The organism is Pseudomonas oryzae, assembly GCF_900104805.1.
Lineage (GTDB): Bacteria > Pseudomonadota > Gammaproteobacteria > Pseudomonadales > Pseudomonadaceae > Geopseudomonas > Geopseudomonas oryzae.
This window is the reverse complement of record NZ_LT629751.1, coordinates 2752443-2773389: the sequence shown is the minus strand read 5'-3', so window position 1 is coordinate 2773389 and position 20947 is coordinate 2752443. Positions and strand designations below refer to the sequence as shown.

The following is a 20947-nucleotide window of genomic DNA, read 5'->3' as shown; positions in this document are numbered from 1 at the left end:
TTTTCATGAACCAGCGCCGCACTGGCGCCGGCTCGTCCTGTTGCCCGGCCGCTGGACGGCCGGCGACGTCATCTGGCTCCTGGCGATTCCCTCCCGACTGCCCGCGCAGCGGGGCACGCCAGTGGTCACTTCCGGAGGGTGTATGAGCATTTATCTGATCGGGATACTCGTCAGCGTCGCCATCTACGTCGCGATCGGCAACTACGCCGGCCGCAAGGTCAAGGGCCTCGACGACTACTACGTGGCCGGCCGCAATGCACCGACGCTGCTGATCGTCGGTACGCTGGTGGCCAGCTTCCTGAGTACCAACGCATTCATGGCCGAGACCGGCTTCGCCTACGAGGGCTACGCCTTCCTGATGCTGGCGCTGGTGGCGGTCAACAGCATGGGGTACGTGGTCGGTGCACTGTTCTTCGGCCGCTATGTGCGTCGCAGCCAGGCGCTGACCATCCCCGAATACTTCGGCAAGCGCTTCGCCTCGCGGCGGGTGCAGTGTGCCGCGGGGCTGACCACCATCCTCGGCATCACCGCCTACCTGATCGCGGTTACCCAGGGCGCTGCGCTGCTGATCTCCGAGATCGGCGGCCTTGAATACTGGCAGGCGCTGCTGCTGGTGTGGCTCGGCTACACCCTGTTCACGCTCTATTCGGGGTCGGAAGGGGTGGTGCTCACCGATACCCTGATGTTCCTGGTGTTCACCGTGGTGGCCTTCCTCGGCGTCTGGTACCTGATCGACGCCACCGGCGGCATGCAGCAGACCGTGGCCGCGCTGGCGACCTTCGAACAGCGTCCGGGCATCCTCGCCTGGCACGGCCTCGAGGGCGACAAGGCCTACTGGCCCTCGCACGCCAGCTCGCTGGTGTGGGCGCTGATCCTCGGCGTGGCCTGGGGCGGGGTGGTGGCGGTCAGCCCGTGGCAGACCAGTCGCTACCTGATGGCGCGCAGCGAGCATGTGGTGATCCGCTCGGCCTGCTGGTCCGGGCTGATCCTGATGCTGCTGTACATCGCCCTGATGCTGATGGGTGCGGCGATCAACCTGCTCAACCCGGCCATCGACAATCCGGAGAAGGCGGTGATCTGGGCGGCGATGAACGTCATGCCCGGCTGGCTGGGCACCATTCTGATCGTCGGCATCATGGCTGCGGCGCTGTCGTCCTGCTCCACCTTCCTGTCGCTGATCGGTTTCAGCGCCACCAACGACATCGTCGAGCTCAAGGGCAGCGATGCCGAGAAGCTGCGCTACAGCCGGCTGGTGATGCTGGCGGCCGGCCTGGTCAGTCTGGCGATCGCCTTCATCAAGCCGTCGGCGATCATGTGGATCACCTATTTCGCCGGCACCCTGTTCGCCTCCTCGTGGGGCGCGGTGGCCTTCATGAGCATCTGGAGCAAGCGCATCACTGCCTCTGCCGCTTTCTGGGGCATCGTGGTTGGCTTCGTCGCCAACATCATCGCCAACTTCCTGCGCAAGTTCGGTGTGGTCAGCCTGCCGGTCTACCTGGATCCGTTCATCATCGGCAGCGTGCTCAGCCTGCTGACCATCCTGCTGGTCAGTCGCGCCGGTACGGTCAGCCATACCGAGCGCAGCTTTCTCGCGCGCATCCGCCAGACACCGGTCGAGGAGTGCGATAACGCCGCAGTGGGCGGCACCCTGCTGGTGCCGCGGCTGATGATGGCCAGTGGGGTGCTGATCGCCGCCCTGCTGATCAACTACTACGCGATTCCCTACAGCCAGGCGCTGGGACAATCCTGAGAGAGGTGAACGTCATGCTGGGCGCATATCTGCTGTCGATCGGTTACGGTCTTTCGGTCTTCCTGATGGGGCTGCTGGCGCACGCCGTGGTGCGGCGCGACTATGCGGCGCGGAGGGTGCCGGCGGAGGCGGCAACCGAGTGAGCAAGGCGAAGGCCGCGGGTGAAACCGCGGCCTTCGCGTATCCGGGGTTTGAGGAAGTCCGCTTCAGAAGCTCGGCGGGCTGATCGCCCAGACCACGATGGTTTCGCTGTTGCCCGGGTTGCGGTAGCGATGCGGCTCGCGTGACGAGAAGGCGCAGCTGTCGCCCTCGAACAGGTGAAAGTAGCGCTCGCCGACCCACAGCTCGAGCTGGCCGCTGAGCACGAAGCCCACCTCGTCGCCCTCGTGCGAGTAGCTCTGGGTGCTCTCCGCGCCGGGTGGCATGCGGGTGTAGAGCATCTCCAGCTGCAGGTTCATCTTCGGCGTCAGCAGTTCGTCGACGATGCCCTGGTCGTACTGGATGCGCAGGCGGTTGTTGCGCCGCACCACGTAGTCGCGCTCCTCGCTGGGTACCGGCTCCTCGCCGGCGAAGAACCACTGCACGGTCACGCCCAGGCTGCGAGCGATGTTGACCAGGGCGGCGATCGACGGAAAGGCCAGGTTGCGTTCCACCTGGCTGATGTAGCCCGGCGAGAGGTTGCTGCTTTCGGCGAGCTGCACCAGGGTCATCTTGCGGCGCTTGCGCAGGCCGCGGATGCGTTCGCCGAGAAAGGGGCTGTTGGCCAGGTCGCCGGCGTTCGCCGACACCTCGTTGTCGGTTTGCGTTGGGTGGGTCATGCGCGGGCCTTGCTCTCTGCCCTGCGGGCTGACGGCCAGCAGGGGGACGGGTCGGGTATCGGTGTGTTGGCTGCAACGATACCGCATCTGCCCCGGAGGATGGCGGGAAATGCCCGCAGTGGCATCAGGGCGATGCGCCCCGTGGCGGGGCGCATGGCGGGTCAGGGAAGCTGGCGGCTGAACTCCGGCACCACCTCGAACAGGTCGGCGACCAGGCCGTAGTCGGCGACCTGGAAGATCGGTGCTTCCTCGTCCTTGTTGATTGCCACGATCACCTTGGAATCCTTCATGCCGGCCAGGTGCTGGATGGCACCGGAAATGCCGACGGCGACGTACAGCTGCGGCGCGACTATCTTGCCGGTCTGCCCCACCTGCAGGTCGTTGGGCACGAAGCCGGCGTCGACGGCGGCGCGCGAGGCACCCACCGCGGCGCCGAGCTTGTCGGCCACCGCGTAGAGCAACTGGAAGTTGTCGCCGTTCTGCATGCCGCGCCCGCCGGAGACGACAATCTTCGCGCCGGTCAGTTCGGGGCGCTCGGACTTGGCGATTTCCTCGCCGACGAAGCTGGAGATACCGGCATCGCAGGCGGCGTCGATGACCTCGATGCTCGCGCTGCCGCCCTCGCCCGCCACGGCGTCGAAGCCGGTGCTGCGCACGGTGATGACCTTGACGCTGGCCGAAGACTGCACGGTGGCGATGGCGTTGCCGGCGTAGATCGGCCGCTGGAAGGTGTCGGCGGAAACCACCTTGACGATCTCGGAGATCTGCTCGACGTCGAGCAGCGCGGCGACGCGCGGCAGGTAGTTCTTGCCGTTGGTGGTGGCCGGGGCCAGCACGTGGCTGTAGCCGTTGCGCGCCAGCTCGACGATCAGCGGCGCGAGGTTTTCCGGCAGCTGGTGGGCGTAGGCCGGGGCGTCGGCGCGCAGCACCTTGGCCACGCCGGCGACCTGGGCCGCGGCTTCGGCGACCGCGCCGCAGCCTTGGCCGGCGACCAGCACATGGATGTCGCCACCGATCTGGCTGGCGGCGGCCACGGTATTGAGGGTGGCGGCAGCCAGGGCACTGTTGTTGTGTTCAGCGATTACCAGGATTGCCATCTCAGATCACCTTCGCTTCGTTCTGCAGTTTCTCGACCAGCTCGGCCACCGACTTGACCTTGATCCCGGCGCTGCGCGCGGCCGGGGCCTCGACCTTGAGCACCTTCACCGTCGAGGCGGTGGACACGCCCAGCGCCTCCGGAGTGACGGTCTCCAGCGGCTTCTTCTTGGCCTTCATGATGTTGGGCAGCGAGGCGTAGCGCGGCTCGTTGAGGCGCAGGTCGGTGGTGACGATGGCCGGCAGCTTCAGTGAAACGGTCTGCAGGCCGCCGTCGATCTCGCGGGTCACGTCGACCTTGTCGCCGGCCACCTCGACCTTGGAGGCGAAGGTGCCCTGGGCGAAGCCGGTCAGCGCGGCGAGCATCTGCCCGGTCTGGTTGTTGTCGCTGTCGATGGCCTGCTTGCCGGTGATCACCAGCTTCGGCTGTTCCTTGTCGACCACCGCCTTGAGCAGCTTGGCCACGGCCAGCGAGCCCAGCTCGTCATTGGATTCGACCAGGATGGCGCGGTCGGCGCCGAGGGCCAGCGCGGTGCGCAGCTGCTCCTGGGCGGCATTCGGGCCGACCGAGACCGCCACCACCTCAGAGGCGATACCCTTTTCCTTGAGGCGCACCGCTTCTTCCACGGCGATCTCGCAGAAGGGGTTCATCGCCATCTTGACGTTGGCCAGATCGACGCCGCTGTTGTCCGCCTTGACCCGGACCTTGACGTTGTAGTCGATCACGCGTTTCACACAAACCAGCACCCTCATGTTGTTTTCTCCTTTGGGCGTGCGGGAACGGGCTGCGCCATGGCGCAGGCTGCCGAGGCATCCTAGTGGCTGATAGTAAAAAAACAAAAGAATTTTTTACTAAAGGAAAAATTATGGGTAATGTCTGTTGGCGGCCGTCCCGGCCCGAAGACAATCAGGAGAACAACAAATGTCCGAGGTCATCCACTTCCCGCGCTCCGCCCGTACCTTCGAAGCCTACGGCGATGATCCGAGCAAGGCGTCGATCTGCCGACTGGTCGGTCCGGAGCTGAGCCAGAGCATGGGCGCTGGGGTCGCCCGCTTCGACGGCTGCTCGATCGCCTGGACGGTGCTCTACGACGAGCTGATCGTCACCCTGGAGGGCAACTTCCGCCTGCGCGTCGGCGATGCGGTATTCGATACGTCGCCGGGTGACGTGCTGTGGATTCCGGCCAATACCCCGCTGGTCTACGAGGGTGAGGGCGCCACGGTGTTCTATGCCCTGCATCCGGCCGACTGGAAAACCCGCCAGATCGGCGGCTGAACCTGCCGTATCCCTGCGCGGCGGGCCCCCGTCCCGCCGCCCTGCCCGGAGAACTCGCCCGATGAGCGCCCAGCTGTTTCCCCACCTGTTCGCGCCGCTGCAGATTCGCGGCGCGCGCCTGAAGAACCGCATCATGTCCACCGGTCACGACACCACCCTGCCCACCGATGGGCGGGTCAACGACGCGCTGGTGGCCTACCACGAGGCCCGCGCCCGCGGCGGTGCCGGCCTGATCGTCACCCAGGTGGCCGGCGTGCACGAGACGGCCCGCTACACCTCGCACATGCTGATGGCCACCGAGGATGACTGCATCGACGGCTACCGGCGCCTGGCCGAGGCCTGCCACGCCCACGGCTGTACGGTGTTCTCCCAGCTTTTCCACCCGGGGCGGGAGATCATGGAAAGCGCCGACGGCCTGCTGGCGGTGGCCTGGGCGCCGTCGGTGTCGCCCAACGAGCGTTTCCACGTGATGCCGCGCGCCCTCGACCACGCGCTGATCCGCGAGATCGTCGCCGGCTATGGCCAGGCGGCGCGGCGCATGCGCGCTGCCGGGCTGGACGGGGTGGAGCTGGTGGCCAGCCACGGCTACCTGCCGGCGCAGTTCCTCAACCCGCGGGTCAATCGCCGCGAGGACGAGTACGGCGGCGAGCTGGACGGCCGGCTGCGCTTCCTGCGCGAGGTGCTTGCCGAGATGCGCGCCTGCACCGACGAGGACTTCGTCATCGGCATGCGCATCAGCGGTGGCGGCGAGCGCGACGAGGAGGGGCTGACCGCCGCCGAGACGCTGGAAGCCTGCGTGCGCCTCGAACCGCTGCTCGACTACGTCAACGTCATCGCCGGCACCTCCGCCTCGCTGGGCGGCGCGGTGCACATCGTGCCGCCGATGGCGGTGGTCAACGCCTACCTGGCCGCCGGCGCCGGGGCGTTCCGCCGCGCGCTGGGCATCCCGGTGTTCGTCGCCGGGCGGATCAACCAGCCGCACGAGGCCGAGGCCGTGCTGGCCGCCGGCCAGGCCGACGTGTGCGGCATGACCCGCGCGCTGATCTGCGACCCGCAGATGCCGGCCAAGGCCGAGCAGGGCCGGCCGGACGACATCCGCGCCTGCATCGCCTGCAACCAGGCGTGCATCGGCCATTTCCACCGCGGCTACCCGATCTCCTGCATCCAGCACCCGGAAACCGGTCGCGAGCTGGTCTACGGCACGCTGCGGCTGGCGGCGCGGCGCAAGCGAGTGATGGTTGTCGGCGGCGGCCCGGGCGGCATGAAGGCGGCCATCACCGCGGCGCAACGCGGCCATGCGGTGACCCTCTACGAGGCGAGTTCCCAGCTCGGCGGCCAGGCGCTGCTGGCCCAGCAACTGCCGCGCCGCGCCGAGTTCGGCGGCATCGTCACCAACCTGGCGCGCGAGCTGGCACTGGCCGGCGTCGAGGTGGTGAAGAACACCCGCGTCGACCGCAATCTGGTGACGGCCGAGCGACCGGACGCTGTGGTACTGGCCAGCGGCGCGCGACCCTATGTGCCCGATCTGGTGCTCGACGGCGGTATCCAGGTGGTCGACGCCTGGCAGGTGCTGCGCCGCGAGGTGCAGGTCGGCGCCCGCGTGCTGGTGGCCGACTGGCGCTGCGACTGGATCGGCCCGGGGATCGCCGAGCTGCTGGCGCGCGAGGGCAGCCACGTGCAGCTGGCGGTCAACGGCACCCACGCCGGCGAGACTCTGCCGCTGTACGTGCGCGACAACCTGGCCGCCGAGCTGCATCGCCTGCAGATCGCCGTCACCCCCTACGCGCGGCTGTACGGCGGCGACGGCGACACCGTGTACATGCAGCACACCACCAGCGGCGAGCCGCTGCTGTTCGAGGGCATCGACACCTTGGTGCTGTGTCTGGGCCACGCGCCGCAGGACGAGCTGGCCGCCGACCTGCGCGAGCTGGTCGACGAAGTACACCTGGTCGGCGACTGCCTGACCCCGCGCACCGCCGAGGAGGCGGTGTACGAGGGGCTGCGCGTCGGCTGGCAGCTGTAAGCGCGCGGGAACCGCAGCAGACCGCCATTCGTCGGCTGCTGCGCGGCGCCGGCGCCACGGCAGGGGATGGCAGCGCCGCGCGAGCGGCCGCGTGCCGGGCGTTTTCACGATCTGTGCGCCATGCACGCGGGGCGAACGAAGGGTTTGATGCAGATCAAGGCGACTGTTGCGCTTTGTGAAAGCGCATGCCCATAATGTTAACCGTCAGTGAATGTTAACTGACGGTTTCTTTTTGGTCGGCAAACCAAGATCCTTTCATCGGGTAAGCGCCCGCGACCCACTCAGGAGGTGTATTCCAACAACCAGCCAAGCGTTGCCTGAAGGTAAATAACAACAAGTAGACCAGATGATGAGTTCCCTGGCTCATCAGTGAGGTGATATGCGATGAGTTCCAACAACCTGACGTCCACCCGCAAGGTGATCGAGCCGGCGATCTTCTGGCCCTCGGTCGCCGCGATCCTGCTGACCAGCATCCCGCTGATCCTGTTCCCCGAGGCCGGCAAGGCTATCGTCAATGACCTGTTCGCCTGGGTGACGGGCAGCTTCGGCTGGCTGCTGCTGCTGACCGGCATCACCAGCTTCGTGTTCATGCTCTGGCTGGCCTACGGCCCGCTCGGGCGCATCAAGCTCGGTTCCGCCGACGAGCAGCCGGAGTTCAGCAAGCCGGCCTGGCTGACCATGCTGTTCTGCGCCGGCATCGGCATTTCCATCTGCAACTGGGCCTTCGTCGAGCCGCTGTACATGCTCGACGGTCCGCCGCTGGGCATCGCCAAGGGCACCACCCAGGCCGCCGAGTGGGCGGCGATGTATCCGATGTTCCACTGGGGCGTGGTGCCCTGGGCGATCTACCTGCTGCCGGCGCTGCCGATCGCCTATTTCCTCTATGTGCGCAAGGGCAAGACGCTGCGCCTGTCCGACGCCTGCCGCGGCGTGCTGGGCAACCGTATCGACGGCTGGGTCGGCAAGCTGATCGACGTGATCGTGATGTTCTCGATCATCGGTGCGGTCGGCACCTCGCTGGGGCTGTCGGTGCCGCTGGTGTCCACCCTGTTCCAGGAGATGTTCGGCCTCGAGGATACCTTCCTGCTGCAGATGGGCATCCTGGTGCTGTGGACGGCGATGATCGCCTGGAGCGTGTGGAACGGCCTGAGCAAGGGCATCCAGACCCTGTCCAACGTCAACGCGGTGCTCGCCCTGCTGATGCTGGCGCTGGTGCTGCTGGTCGGTCCGACCGCCTACCTGTTCAAGCTGTGGACCAACAGCATGGGCCTGTTCGCCGACAACTTCTTCCGCATCAACACCTGGACCGACCCGGTGGCCAAGGGCGGCTTCCCGGAGAGCTGGACGGTGTTCTACTGGGCCTGGTGGGTCGCCTATGCGCCGATGATGGGGCTGTTCGTCGCGCGCATCTCGCGCGGGCGCACCATCCGCGAGCTGGTGCTCAACGGTGTGCTGTGGGGCAGCATCGGCTGCTGGGTGTTCTTCGCCATCTGGGGCGGCTATGCCATCCATCTGGAGCTGAACGAGGCCGCCGCCCTGCGCGAGGTGCTCAACTCCAGCGGCATTCCGGCCACCGTGGTGGCCGTGCTGAAGACCCTGCCGCTGTCGGAGGTGATCATCCCGCTGTTCACCCTGCTGTGCTTCGTGTTCCTCGCCACCACCGTCGACTCGGCGGCTTACACCCTGGCTTCGGTGTGCACCCGCGAGCTGTCCGGCTACGAGGAGCCGGCGCGCTACAACCGCGTGCTGTGGGCGGTGCTGCTGGCCTTCGTCGGTGTCGGCCTGCTGTCGGTGGGCGGCCTCAAGGCGGTGCAGATCTCCACCCTGCTGGTGGCCCTGCCGATGCTGCCGGTGCTGCTGATCATGGGCATGTCGCTGGTGCGCTGGGCGCGCGAAGACTTCGGCGACAGCCTGGCGCCCAGCGTGGTCAGCCTGGGCGAGGTGGGGGGCGTGGTGCAGGTGGTACGCCAGCGCACCGCTCCGCTGGTCGCGCCCGAGCCGGATGCGGGCCTGGTGGTGCAGCCGGTGCCGGCCCTGCGCTGAACCGTGCCGCGTTGAAGCACAACGGGAGCCCGAGGGCTCCCGTTGTGCTTGGTGGTGTGGCTGTCCTTCAGTCCCGCAGCGGGCGCAGCAGGCCGACCAGCTGCCGGCCGTCATCCTGCGGCTCGGCGAGGAACTCGACGCGGCCGGCGCCGTCCTCCAGATGGCAGGCGAGAGCGAAGCCCTTGCCGGCGTCGCGCACCAGGGCTTCCAGCTGCGCGGCGTCCTGTTCCTGCAGCTGCAGCAGCAGGGCGGCCAGGTTGTCCAGCCGGGCGGCGCTGCGCCGGCCGAGCAGGCGGGCGCAGGTGGCATCGCAGTGCAGGCGGCCGCTGTCGCGCTCGAAGCGCCACTCGCCGCTGTCCTCGCTGCGGCACAGGCGCTCCAGCAGGCGCGCGCGGGCCTGCAGGCCCTGGCGCTCGGCGCGCTCGGCGCCGATGTCCTCGATCAGGGCGATCAGCTGTTCGGGGCTGCCGTCCTGGGCGCTGCGCTGCAGCGAGGTCTTCACCCGCACCCACAGGTAGTGGCCGTCGCGGTGGCGCAGGCGCTTGTCCAGTGCGTACATGGCGATCTCGCCGGCCTTGAGGCGCTCGAGCAGCTCGAGGTTGCCGTCCAGATCGTCCGGGTGGGTCAGCGCCTGGATGCTCAGCCCGCCGAGCTCGTCGGCCGAGTAGCCGAGCAGCTGGCACAGGCTCTGGTTGATCTTCAGCCAGCGGCCGTCGAGGCTGACGTAGGCCATGGCGCCGCAGGCCTGCTCGAAGATCGCGCGAAAGCGCTCCTCGCTGGCGCGCAGCCTCTCTTCGGCGCTCTTGCGCGCGCTGTTGTCCATGCTGATGCCGATCATCTTCACCGTGCGCCCGGCGCTGTCCTGCAGCGGCGTAGCGCGCGAGGCGATCCAGCGGATCTCGCCGCTGGGGGTGACGATGCGGAAGTCGGTCTCGTAGGGGGTGCCGGTGGCGATCGAACGCTCGCTGACCGCGCGCAGGTTGGCGGCGTCCTCGGCGATGACGTGCGGCCAGAACTCGTCGTTGCGCGACACGTGCCAGCCGTACACCTGCTCGACGTTGCTCGAGTAGGTCACCTCGTCGGTGATCAGGTTCCACTCCCAGGTGACGATGCGCGCGTTCTCCTGGGCGAGCTTCATGCGCGCCTCGCTCTCCATGATTTCCGCGGTGTACTTGCGCCGCACGTCGGTCATCGGCAGCACCACCGCCTCGGCGTTCTGCGCGTCCTGCTGGGCCTGCTCGCCGTAGCGCAGCCAGATCCAGTTGACCTGCAGGAAGGCGGCCAGGCGGCGCAGGTTGTCGTCGTCGATCTCGCCGCCGCGGGTCCACTTGTGCACGGCGGTACGCGAGATACCGAGCTGGTTGGCGACCGCCTGCAGGGTCAGTTTCTTGTGCTCGAGCAGTTCCTTGAGACGGAAGGCGAAGCTGTTGGCGTCCATCGAACAACCTTGGGCTGGGCGCGCGGCCGGCTGCGGGCGGCGCGGTCATGGTCGGTGCTCCCGGGCGGGCGTCGACACGGCATGGAACGCGGGGTGGGACGGGGAGCCTGTGGGCGGCGATTATACACAGGGCGTCCGGCGGGGAAGGGGGGGCCGCCGGAGCGGCCCCGGGGGGGGACGGGCGACGCCGGACGGCGCCACCCGGGCAGCCTTACAGATCCAGCACCAGGCGCGGCGTGCGGGCGCGCGACACGCAGATCATCAGACTCTTCTGCGCCGCCTTCTCGGCGTCGCTGAGGTACTGGTCGTGGTGCTCGGCCTCGCCCTCGAGGATGGCGGTCTCGCAGGTGCCGCACACACCCTCGCGGCACAGGCACTCGACGCGCGCCGCGTTGGCCTGCTCGATGGCCTTGAGGATGCTGCCGTTCTCCTCGACCTGGAGCTCGACCCCCGAGCGCGCCAGCACCACGGTGAAGGCAGCTCCACTGGCCGGCGCGGCGGCGAACTGTTCCCAGTGCACCCGCGCCTCCTCGACGCCGGCCTGCCGGGCGCTGTCGAGCACCGCCTCGATCAGCGGCCGCGGGCCGCAGACATAGAGGTGGGCGTCGGCGGCCAGGCCGGCGACCAGCGCCGCGAGGTCGAGACGCTGGCCGAGGCTGTCGGCGTAGAAGTGCGCGTGGCCGCCGGCGAGGTCGCACACCTCGCCCTGGAACGCGGTGTGCTCCGGGCTGCGGCAGGCGTAGTGCAGCTCGAAGGAGGCGCCGCTGGCGCGCAGGTCGTGCAGCTGCGACATGAACGGGGTGATGCCGATGCCGCCGGCGATCAGCACGTGATGCCCGGCCGCCGGGTCGAGGGCGAACAGGTTGTTCGGCGTGGAGATGGTCAGCTCGCTGCCCACCTCGACCTGCTCGTGGAGAAACGCCGAACCGCCCTTGGACTGCTCCTCGCGGCGCACGCCGAGCTGGTAGCTGCGGCGGTCGCGCGGGTCGCTCATCAGCGAGTAGGCGTTGCTGTAGGTCTGCTCGCCTTCCTGCATGCGCACGATGACGTGGCTGCCGCCGCTGAAGGCGGGCAGCTCGCTGCCGTCGCAGGCGCTCAGGGTGAAGCGCTTGATCAGCGGGGTGGCCTGTTCGATGGCGGTGACCCGCACCTTGAGCATTTCGTATTTGCTGGACATTGCTGCTACCTCGGCATCTCAGGGGCCCGTCAAACCGCCAGGCACAGGTATTTCATCTCGAGGTAATCCTCGATGCCGTACTTCGATCCCTCGCGGCCAAGCCCGGATTCCTTGACCCCGCCGAACGGGGCGACCTCGTTGGAGATCAGGCCGGTGTTGACGCCGACCATGCCGTACTCGAGCTGCTCGGCGATGCGCCAGACGCGGCCGACGTCGCGGCTGTAGAAGTAGGCGGCCAGGCCGTACGGCGTGTCGTTGGCCAGACGCACCACTTCCGCGTCGCTGGAGAAGCGCACCACCGGGGTCACCGGGCCGAAGATCTCCTCGTCGAGCAGCTGCATGCCCGGGACGACGTCGGCGAGGATGGTCGGCTGGAAGAACAGCGGGCCGGCGGCGTGCGGCTGGCCGCCCTCGACCAGCCGCGCGCCCTTGGCCAGGGCGTCGCCGATCAGCTCGCGCACCTTGCCGACCGCCTTGTCGCTGATCAGCGGGCCGATCTGCGTGTCGGCAGCGAAGCCGTTGCCGACTCGCAGATCGCGCACGCGGGCGGCGAAGGCGGCGAGGAAGCGCTCGTAGACCCGTTCGTGGACGAACAGGCGGTTGACGCACACGCAGGTCTGTCCGGCGTTGCGGTACTTGGCCACGATGGCGCCTTCCACCGCGGCGTCGAGGTCGGCGTCGTCGAAGACGATGAACGGCGCGTTGCCGCCGAGTTCCAGCGAGACCTTCTTGATCGTCTCGGCGCACTGCGCCATCAGCAGCTTGCCGACCGGGGTGGAGCCGGTGAAGGTCAGCTTGCGCACCTGCGGGTGGCCGGTCAGCTCGGCGCCGATCGCCTGGGCATGGCCGGTGACCACGTTGAGCACGCCGGCGGGCAGGCCGGCGCGCTGCGCCAGTTCGGCCAGCGCCAGCGCCGACAGCGGCGTCTCGTTGGCCGGCTTGACCACCATGGTGCAGCCGGCGGCCAGCGCCGGCGCGGCCTTGCGGGTGATCATCGCCGCCGGGAAGTTCCACGGGGTGATGGCGGCGCACACGCCGATCGGCTGCTTGATCACCAGCAGGCGCTTGTCGGCGCTGGGCGAGGGGATCACGTCGCCGTAGATGCGCTTGCCTTCCTCGGCGAACCACTCGACGAAGGAGGCGGCGTAGCGGATCTCGGCGCGCGCCTCGGCCAGCGGCTTGCCCTGCTCGAGGGTCATCAGCGCGGCGAGGTCGTCCTCGTGCTCGAGCATCAGCTCGAACCAGCGGCGCAGCACGGCGGCGCGCTCCTTGGCGGTCAGCGCGCGCCAGGCCGGCAGGGCCTGGTCGGCGGCCTCGATGGCGCGGCGGGTCTCGGCCGCGCCCATCGCCGGCACCGCGGCGATCTGCGCGCCGGTGGCCGGATCCGTCACCGCGACCAGGCCGCGCGCGTCGGCGTCATGCCAGGCGCCGTCGATCAGGCACTGCTGGCGCAGCAGGCTGGGGTCTTTCAGGTTCATCGCGTATCTCCACTGAATCAGGGGCGGCCGGCGCTGGCCGGCCGCGTCGGGCTCATGCCTGGTGCTGGCGGGCGATCAGGTTGTGGAAGTGCGCGATGCCGTGCTCGCTGATGCCGCTGCGCTGGCTGTCGGTCATGATCCGGCCCTGACCGCGGTAGCCGCGCGACTTGAGGCCCTTCTGCACGCTCTCGACCAGGCGCAGGTCCTCGGGGCGGAACACGTCGCGGTACCAGTCGATCAGCTTGCGCTGCTCCTCGGTCAGCTCCTTGTTGAGGAAATAGATGTCGTAGTGCTGCAGGGTCACTTCGGCGCTGACCGGGAACTCGTAGATCACGGTCATGAAGTTGGCGCCCGGCGGCACGTTGAACATGGTGCACGGCCAGGCCCAGAAGCCGTGGAAGCAGGCGCCGCCCTGTTCCGGGTCGAACTTGAACGACTGCTCGGACGGCTTGGCGTGGCCGAACTGCAGGGTCCAGTTGCCGTGCAGGCTGTGCCAGTACTGGTCGACCATCACCGAGGCGGCGAAGTCCGGGTGGGCCGGGCCGCAGTGGTAGCACTCCAGGTAGTTGTCGACGATCGACTTCCAGTTGGCCGGGGTCTCGGTGACGAAGCGCGCGCCCAGCTGCAGGTCGTCGATCACCGCGCAGGCCTCGCGCAGGCGCTGCTGGAAGCCTGGCAACTGCTCCTCGACGCTGCCGGCGTCGTTGTCCATGTTGATGAAGATGAAGCCGGCGTACTCCTCGACGCGCAGGGACACCAAGCTGGAGTTGTCCTTGTCGAAATTGCTCACCGCCTCGCAGTTGCGCGCGTGGGCCAGCTCGCCGTCGAGCTTGAAGGTCCAGGCGTGGTACGGGCAGGTGATCACGTTCTTGGCCTTGCCCTCGCCGCTGAGCAGCTGGTGGCCGCGGTGCGGGCAGACGTTGTAGAAGGCGCGCAGCACGCCGTCGCGACCGCGCACGACGATGATGCTCTCGCCGATCACCTCGCGGGTGATGTAGGCGTTGTTCTCGGCGACCTCGCTGCGGTGGCCGACGCAGATCCAGCTTTTGGCGAAGATGTTTTCCTTTTCCGCCGCGTAGACCGCCGAGGAGGTGTAGTAGGACGCCGGGAGGGTGTAGGCCTCGTCGGGGTTGGCGCAGAAGTCGGCCGGCAGCTTGGCATAGTCGTTCATCGTTATCTCCTCAGCACAGCGCTGTTATTGTTGGGTTACCACACTGTTAACTAAAGGTTTACATAAACCTATGGTTTACATTGTGCATGAGCGCGCCCTGCTGTGCAACAGCTGCGCCGGCCTGGTCGCCACCGGTGGACGGACGGTGTGCGGGCCGGCGGCAAGCCTGGCAGCGTGGGCCGTCAGCGGCGAGCGGGGCGGCAAGCCGGCGCCGGGACGGGCGCTGCGCCGGGTGGATTTTTCAGGCTATAATCCCGGCCCTTTATCACGGCACGACGTGCGTGCGCCCGCAGCGGGTGGCGCCGTCCGCGGCAGGCCGGCGTGCGGCAAGCACGCGGCGACCGCCGTCAGGATTTCAAGACCGACCTTCGAGAAGCGAACCGACCATGATGCGCAGCCACTATTGCGGCCAACTCAACGAAAGCCTGGACGGCCAGGAAGTCACCCTGTGCGGCTGGGTCCATCGCCGTCGCGACCACGGTGGCGTGATCTTCCTCGACATCCGCGACCGCGAGGGCCTGGCCCAGGTGGTGTTCGATCCGGATCGCGCCGAGACCTTCGCCAAGGCCGACCGCGTGCGCAGCGAGTACGTGGTGAAGATCACCGGCAAGGTGCGCCTGCGTCCGGAAGGCGCCCGCAACCCGAACATGGCGTCCGGCGCCATCGAGGTGCTCGGCTACGAGCTGGAAGTGCTGAACCAGGCCGAAACTCCGCCGTTCCCGCTGGACGAGTACAGTGACGTCGGCGAGGAGACCCGCCTGCGCTACCGCTTCATCGACCTGCGCCGCCCGGAGATGGCCGCCAAGCTGAAGCTGCGCTCGCGCATCACCAGCAGCATCCGCCGCTACCTGGACGACAACGGCTTCCTCGACGTCGAGACGCCGATCCTCACCCGCGCCACCCCGGAAGGCGCGCGCGACTACCTGGTGCCGAGCCGCACCCACGCTGGCAGCTTCTTCGCCCTGCCGCAGTCGCCGCAGCTGTTCAAGCAGCTCTTGATGGTCGCCGGCTTCGACCGCTACTACCAGATCGCCAAGTGCTTCCGCGACGAGGACCTGCGCGCCGACCGTCAGCCGGAATTCACCCAGATCGACATCGAGACCAGCTTCCTCGACGAGCAGGACATCATGGGTCTGACCGAGACCATGATCCGCAACCTGTTCAAGGAAGTGCTGGACGTCGAGTTCGGCGAGCTGCCGCACATGACCCTGGCCGAAGCCATGCGCCGCTACGGCTCGGACAAGCCGGATCTGCGCATCCCGCTGGAACTGGTGGACGTCGAGGACCAGCTCAAGGATGTCGAGTTCAAGGTGTTCGCCGGCCCGGCCAACGATCCCAAGTGCCGCGTCACCGCCCTGCGCGTGCCGGGCGGCGCGAGCATGCCGCGCAAGCAGATCGACGACTACACCAAGTTCGTCGGCATCTACGGCGCCAAGGGCCTGGCCTACATCAAGGTCAACGAGCGCGCCAAGGGCGTCGAGGGGCTGCAGTCGCCGATCGTCAAGAACATCCCGCTGGACAACATCAACGTCATTCTGGATCGCGTCGGCGCGGTCGATGGCGACATCGTGTTCTTCGGCGCCGACAAGGCCAAGATCGTTTCCGAAGCCCTCGGCGCCCTGCGCGTCAAGCTGGGTCACGATCTCAACCTGCTGACCTGCGAATGGGCCCCGCTGTGGGTGGTCGACTTCCCGATGTTCGAGGAGAACGACGACGGCAGCCTGACCGCCATGCACCACCCGTTCACCGCGCCGAAGTGCTCGCCGGAAGAACTGCTCGCCAATCCGGGCGCCGCGCTGTCGCGCGCCTACGACATGGTGCTCAACGGTACCGAGCTGGGCGGTGGCTCGATCCGTATCCACAGCAAGGAAATGCAGCAGGCGGTGTTCCGCGTGCTCGGCATCAGCGAGGAGGAGCAGCAGGAGAAGTTCGGCTTCCTGCTCGACGCCCTGAAGTTCGGTGCGCCGCCGCACGGTGGTCTGGCCTTCGGTCTGGATCGCCTGGTGATGCTGATGACCGGCGCCAGCTCGATCCGCGAAGTGATCGCCTTCCCGAAGACCCAGAGCGCCGCCTGCGTGATGACCCAGGCGCCGGGCGTGGTCGATGCAAAGCAGCTGCGCGAACTGAACATCCGCCTGCGCGAGCAGCCCAAGGCCGAATAAGCCGCCGCCAAGGAGCCTGGTCATGCCAGGCTCTTTCAGTTTCGGCGCGGCAAAAGTACCAGATCCACCAGTAACACGACGGAGAGAGTCATGGCAGGTCATTCCAAATGGGCCAACATCAAGCACCGCAAGGAACGTCAGGACGCCAAGCGCGGCAAGATCTTCACCAAGCTGATCCGCGAACTGACCGTCGCGGCCAAGCACGGTGGCGGCAACCCGGCTGACAACCCGCGCCTGCGTCTGGCGGTGGACAAGGCCCTGACTGCCAACATGTCGCGTGACGTCATCGAGCGCGCCATCGCCCGCGGTGCCGGCACCAACGAAGCCGACAACATGGTCGAGCTGAGCTACGAGGGCTACGCGCCGAGTGGCGTGGCGATCATCATCGAGGCGATGACCGACAACCGCAACCGCACCGCGGCCGAAGTGCGCCATGCCTTCAGCAAGTGCGGCGGCAACCTCGGCACCGACGGCTCGGTGGCCTACATGTTCGACCGCAAGGGCCAGATCAGCTTCGCCCCGGGCGTCGACGAGGACGCCCTGATGGAGGCGGCGCTGGAGGCCGGCGCCGACGACGTGGTCGCCGAGGAGGACGGTTCGGTCGAGGTCTACACCAGCTTCGCCGACTTCCTGTCGGTCAACGAGGCGCTGACCGCCGCCGGCTTCAAGGGCGACGAGGCCGAGGTGGCGATGATCCCGTCGATCACCGCGCCGGTCGCCGATCTGGAGACCGCGCAGAAGGTGCTCAAGCTGATCGACATGCTGGAAGACCTCGACGACGTGCAGAACGTCTACCACAACGCCGAGATCCCCGACGAGATCATGGAACAGCTGGGCTGAGCCCGGCGTTTACCTGTCGTCGACAGCCGGAAGAGGGCGACCTCTTCCGGCTTCGTTTTTTCCGGCGCCGGGTTTTGCGCGCGGCGTCATGCTCCGGCGGCGCCCCGTCCGTCCGCGCGTGACGGGGCGGGGCGCCCGGCCTATACTCGCGGCTGGATAAATAGACAGTGAGGCCGCCGGCCGCGCCGTCGGACACGTTCGGATGAGCCCCGCATGACCCTGATCCTCGGCATCGACCCCGGTTCGCGCATCACCGGCTACGGCGTGGTGCGCGACACCGGGCGCGGCTGCGAGTACGTCGCCTCCGGCTGCATCCGCACCGGTGACGGCCCGCTGCCCGAGCGCCTGCAGAAGGTCTACCGCGGCGTGCGCGAGGTGATCCGCCAGCACGGTCCGGTGATGCTCGGCATCGAGCAGGTGTTCATGGCGCGCAACGCCGACTCGGCGCTGAAGCTCGGCCAGGCGCGCGGCGCGGCGATAGTCGCGGCGGTGGAGGAGGGTCTGAGCGTGGCCGAGTACACCGCCAGCCAGGTCAAGCAGGCCGTGGTCGGCACCGGCAGTGCCGACAAGCAGCAGGTGCAGCTGATGGTCATGCACCTGCTCGGCCTGTTGCAGAAGCCGCAGATCGACGCCTCCGACGCCCTGGCCATCGCCCTCTGTCACGCCCACCACCGCCAGAGCCTGCTGCCCCACGGCCTGGGCAGCGCTCGCCGGCGCGGCGGACGCTTGCGCTTGTAACCTGAGGACTACCAATCTTGATCGGACGTTTGCGCGGTACCCTGGCGGAGAAGCAGCCGCCGCACCTGCTGGTCGATGCCGGCGGGGTCGGCTACGAACTGGAGGTGCCGATGACCACCCTGTATCGTCTGCCCGCCGTCGGCGAGCCGGTGACCCTGCACACCCACCTGGTGGTGCGCGAGGATGCCCACCTGCTCTACGGCTTCGCCGAGAAGCGCGAGCGCGAGCTGTTCCGCGAGCTGATCCGCCTCAATGGTGTCGGTCCCAAGCTGGCCCTGGCGCTGATGTCCGGGCTGGAGGTGGACGAGCTGGTACGCTGCGTGCAGGCCGGCGATACCAAGGCGCTGACCCGGGTGCCGGGGGTCGGCAAGAAGACCGCCGAGCGCCTGCTGGTCGAGCTCAAGGACCGCTTCCAGGTCTGGGAGGCGATGCCGACCATCGCCCCGCTGGTGGTGGAACCTGCGCGCGCGGCAACAGTCTCAAGCGCACAGAGCGATGCGGTCAGCGCCCTGGTGGCGCTGGGCTTCAAGCCGGCGGAAGCCAGTCGCGCCGTCAATCTGGCGGACGAGGACGGTCTGAGCAGCGAAGAACTGATCCGCCGTGCCCTGAAGAGCATGGCCTGAACCCGTGGATGATGCCCGATGATTGAAGCCGACCGCCTGGTCACCGCCAGCCCGCGCGAGCGCGAGGAGCAGCAGGACCGCGCCATCCGCCCGCTCAAGCTGGCCGAGTACATCGGCCAGCCGGTGGTGCGCGAGCAGATGGAACTGTTCATCCAGGCCGCCCGCGGGCGCAGCGAGGCGCTCGACCACACGCTGATCTTCGGCCCGCCCGGTCTCGGCAAGACCACCCTGGCCAACATCATCGCCCAGGAAATGGGCGTGTCGATCAAGAGCACCTCGGGGCCGGTGCTGGAGCGGCCGGGCGATCTGGCCGCGCTGCTGACCAACCTGGAGCCGGGCGACGTGCTGTTCGTCGACGAGATCCACCGTCTGTCGCCGGTGGTCGAGGAGGTGCTCTATCCGGCGATGGAGGACTACCAGCTCGACATCATGATCGGCGAGGGTCCGGCGGCGCGTTCGATCAAGCTCGACCTGCCGCCCTTCACCCTGATCGGCGCCACCACCCGCGCCGGCATGCTGACCAATCCGCTGCGTGACCGCTTCGGTATCGTCCAGCGTCTGGAGTTCTACAGCATTGCCGATCTGGCGACCATCGTCGCTCGCTCGGCGGCCATTCTCGGCCTGCCGATCGACGCCGAGGGTGCCTACGAGATCGCCCGCCGCGCGCGCGGCACGCCGCGCATCGCCAATCGCCTGCTGCGCCGGGTGCGCGACTTCGCCGAGGTGCGCGGCCAGGGCGCGATCAGCCGGGCGATCGCCGACCGGGCGCTGGACATGCTGGACATAGACGCTCACGGCTTCGACCATCAGGATCGCCGCCTGCTGCTGACCATGATCGACAAGTTCGACGGCGGCCCGGTCGGCGTCGACAACCTGTCGGCGGCCATCGGCGAGGAGCGCCATACCATCGAGGACGTGCTGGAGCCCTACCTGATCCAGCAGGGCTACATCATGCGCACGCCGCGCGGACGGGTGGTGACCCGGCATGCCTACCTGCACTTCGGCCTCGACGTGCCGGGGCGGCTGGGCGACACCGCGGCGGCGGGGCTGTCGGGCGCCGATGAATGACGGAAAAATAGTTGCCACGGCCGTTGGCAATTGGGGGAGCCGGGACTAGAGTATGCGCGCGCAAAACAAGAGCCAGCCGTTCACCCACCGCTGTCGGGTCTATTACGAGGACACCGATGCCGGTGGCGTAGTCTATTACGTCAACTACCTCAAGTTCATGGAGCGGGCCCGCACCGAGCGGTTGCGTGCACTGGGCTTCGCCCAGTCGCAACTGGCGGAGGAGGGCCTGCTGTTCGTCGTGCATTCGGCCGAGGCGCGCTATCTGGCGCCGGCGCGGCTCGACGACGAACTGGTGGTCAGCGCCGAAGTCGAGGAGCTCAACCGGGCCAGTCTGGTGTTTCGCCAGCAGGTTCGCCGACTCGAAGACGACGCACCGCTGTGCGAAGGACGGATCACGGTGGCCTGTGTGCGCGCCGACAGTTTCAAACCCCGGGCCATGCCCGAAGCGCTGCGCGCAGCCTTCGCTGGCGCGGGACAAATCCCTGCAGGAGAGTAAGCGTGGAAGCCAACGCCGTTGACCATATGTCCATGTGGAGCCTGATCAGCAATGCCAGTTTCGTGGTGCAACTGGTCATGCTGATTCTGGTCGCCGCTTCGGTCACTTCGTGGATCATGATTTTCCAGCGCAGCAATCTGCTGCGCGCGGCCAAGAAGGGGCTGGATGGCTTCGAGGAGCGCTTCTGGTCGGGCATCGACCTGTCCAAGCTGTACCGCCAGGCCGGCAGCAACCCCGATCCGGATTCCGGCGTCGAGCAGATCTTCCGCGCCGGGTTCAAGGAGTTCTCCCGTCTGCGTCAGCAGCCGGGCGTCGACCCGGATGCGGTGATGGACGGTGTCAACCGCGCCATGCGCGTGGCCATCTCGCGCGAGGAGGAGAAGCTCGAGCAGAGCCTGCCGTTCCTCGCCACCGTCGGCTCGACCAGTCCGTACATCGGCCTGTTCGGCACCGTGTGGGGCATCATGAACTCGTTCCGCGGCCTGGCCCAGGTGCAGCAGGCGACCCTGGCCACCGTGGCGCCGGGCATCGCCGAGGCGCTGATCGCCACCGCCATCGGCCTGTTCGCCGCGATTCCCGCGGTGATCGCCTACAACCGCTTCTCCGCCCGCGGCGAGATGCTGATCGGCCGCTACTACACCTTCGCCGACGAGTTCCAGGCCATCCTGCACCGCAAGGTGCACACCAGCGACGATTGATGCCGTCCCCGGCGGCGCGGCGCCGCCGGACCCGCTTTTCCGACAGGTTCGAA

At 67.8% G+C, this 20947-nt stretch carries 19 protein-coding genes; 12 read left to right on the top strand and 7 right to left on the bottom strand.

Translation table 11 applies throughout. The features are described from left to right. The first annotated feature begins 142 nt into the window (after positions 1 to 142). Positions 143 to 1750 carry a sodium:solute symporter family protein gene (locus BLT78_RS12495; RefSeq protein WP_090349287.1) on the top strand — a complete coding sequence of 536 codons (1608 nt, stop codon included), beginning with the start codon at positions 143 to 145 and terminating at the stop codon, positions 1748 to 1750. Positions 1751 to 1764: 14 nt separating this feature from the next. Next, positions 1765 to 1893, top strand: a complete 129-nt coding sequence (locus BLT78_RS21820; RefSeq protein ID WP_269458054.1) for a hypothetical protein — start codon at positions 1765 to 1767, stop codon at positions 1891 to 1893. 63 nt (positions 1894 to 1956) lie between these two features. Here the strand turns inward: BLT78_RS21820 and BLT78_RS12490 are convergent, their stop codons facing one another. The 3 genes from BLT78_RS12490 to BLT78_RS12480 all read right to left on the bottom strand — a co-directional run bounded on the left by BLT78_RS12490 (position 1957) and on the right by BLT78_RS12480 (position 4416). Further along, positions 1957 to 2568 (bottom strand): cupin domain-containing protein, encoded by a 612-nt coding sequence (locus BLT78_RS12490; RefSeq protein ID WP_090349286.1) that lies wholly within the window; start codon positions 2566 to 2568, stop codon positions 1957 to 1959. 161 nt (positions 2569 to 2729) lie between these two features. Further along, positions 2730 to 3665: an electron transfer flavoprotein subunit alpha/FixB family protein gene (locus BLT78_RS12485; RefSeq protein ID WP_090349285.1), complete on the bottom strand. Its 936-nt coding sequence runs from the start codon at positions 3663 to 3665 to the stop codon at positions 2730 to 2732. A gap of 1 nt (position 3666) precedes the next feature. Continuing rightward, positions 3667 to 4416, bottom strand: coding sequence for an electron transfer flavoprotein subunit beta/FixA family protein (locus BLT78_RS12480; RefSeq protein ID WP_090349284.1), 750 nt, complete (start codon positions 4414 to 4416; stop codon positions 3667 to 3669). Between the two features lie 169 nt (positions 4417 to 4585). On the opposite strand from BLT78_RS12480, the gene BLT78_RS12475 reads away from it, so the two are divergent. From BLT78_RS12475 to BLT78_RS12465, 3 genes are all read left to right on the top strand, one after another. Further along, positions 4586 to 4939, top strand: coding sequence for an AraC family ligand binding domain-containing protein (locus tag BLT78_RS12475; protein ID WP_090349283.1), 354 nt, complete (start codon positions 4586 to 4588; stop codon positions 4937 to 4939). A 61-nt stretch (positions 4940 to 5000) separates the two neighbouring features. After that, positions 5001 to 6962 carry an oxidoreductase gene (locus tag BLT78_RS12470; protein WP_090349282.1) on the top strand — a complete coding sequence of 654 codons (1962 nt, stop codon included), beginning with the start codon at positions 5001 to 5003 and terminating at the stop codon, positions 6960 to 6962. 384 nt (positions 6963 to 7346) lie between these two features. Continuing rightward, positions 7347 to 9005, top strand: a complete 1659-nt coding sequence (locus BLT78_RS12465) for a BCCT family transporter (RefSeq protein WP_090349281.1) — start codon at positions 7347 to 7349, stop codon at positions 9003 to 9005. A 67-nt stretch (positions 9006 to 9072) separates the two neighbouring features. On the opposite strand, the gene BLT78_RS12460 is transcribed toward BLT78_RS12465, so the two are convergent. The 4 genes from BLT78_RS12460 to BLT78_RS12445 form a co-directional block, all read right to left on the bottom strand. Beyond that, positions 9073 to 10443 (bottom strand): PAS domain S-box protein, encoded by a 1371-nt coding sequence (locus BLT78_RS12460; protein ID WP_090349280.1) that lies wholly within the window; start codon positions 10441 to 10443, stop codon positions 9073 to 9075. A gap of 211 nt (positions 10444 to 10654) precedes the next feature. Beyond that, a complete protein-coding gene (locus tag BLT78_RS12455) occupies positions 10655 to 11620 on the bottom strand; it encodes a PDR/VanB family oxidoreductase (protein ID WP_090349279.1) in 966 nt (321 codons plus the stop codon). 29 nt (positions 11621 to 11649) lie between these two features. Next, entirely contained in the window at positions 11650 to 13098 is a 1449-nt protein-coding gene (locus BLT78_RS12450; RefSeq protein WP_090349278.1) for an NAD-dependent succinate-semialdehyde dehydrogenase, read from the bottom strand. Between the two features lie 52 nt (positions 13099 to 13150). Then, positions 13151 to 14269 carry an aromatic ring-hydroxylating oxygenase subunit alpha gene (locus BLT78_RS12445; protein ID WP_090349277.1) on the bottom strand — a complete coding sequence of 373 codons (1119 nt, stop codon included), beginning with the start codon at positions 14267 to 14269 and terminating at the stop codon, positions 13151 to 13153. 386 nt (positions 14270 to 14655) lie between these two features. Between BLT78_RS12445 and aspS the strand changes: the two genes are divergently transcribed. The 7 genes from aspS to tolQ all read left to right on the top strand — a co-directional run bounded on the left by aspS (position 14656) and on the right by tolQ (position 20894). Beyond that, positions 14656 to 16431, top strand: coding sequence for an aspartate--tRNA ligase (gene aspS, locus BLT78_RS12440; RefSeq protein ID WP_090349276.1), 1776 nt, complete (start codon positions 14656 to 14658; stop codon positions 16429 to 16431). A gap of 90 nt (positions 16432 to 16521) precedes the next feature. Further along, on the top strand, positions 16522 to 17271 hold the full coding sequence (locus tag BLT78_RS12435; RefSeq protein ID WP_090349275.1) for a YebC/PmpR family DNA-binding transcriptional regulator: 750 nt from the start codon (positions 16522 to 16524) through the stop codon (positions 17269 to 17271). 213 nt (positions 17272 to 17484) lie between these two features. Beyond that, positions 17485 to 18009 (top strand): crossover junction endodeoxyribonuclease RuvC, encoded by a 525-nt coding sequence (gene ruvC / locus BLT78_RS12430; protein WP_090349274.1) that lies wholly within the window; start codon positions 17485 to 17487, stop codon positions 18007 to 18009. A 17-nt stretch (positions 18010 to 18026) separates the two neighbouring features. Next, complete coding sequence (ruvA, locus tag BLT78_RS12425; protein ID WP_090349273.1) at positions 18027 to 18632, top strand: Holliday junction branch migration protein RuvA; 606 nt, start codon at positions 18027 to 18029, stop codon at positions 18630 to 18632. Positions 18633 to 18650: 18 nt separating this feature from the next. Beyond that, positions 18651 to 19700 carry a Holliday junction branch migration DNA helicase RuvB gene (gene ruvB, locus BLT78_RS12420; protein WP_090349272.1) on the top strand — a complete coding sequence of 350 codons (1050 nt, stop codon included), beginning with the start codon at positions 18651 to 18653 and terminating at the stop codon, positions 19698 to 19700. Between the two features lie 52 nt (positions 19701 to 19752). After that, entirely contained in the window at positions 19753 to 20196 is a 444-nt protein-coding gene (ybgC, locus tag BLT78_RS12415; RefSeq protein ID WP_090349271.1) for a tol-pal system-associated acyl-CoA thioesterase, read from the top strand. Positions 20197 to 20198: 2 nt separating this feature from the next. Continuing rightward, entirely contained in the window at positions 20199 to 20894 is a 696-nt protein-coding gene (tolQ, locus tag BLT78_RS12410) for a protein TolQ (RefSeq protein ID WP_090349270.1), read from the top strand. Positions 20895 to 20947: the final 53 nt, after the last annotated feature.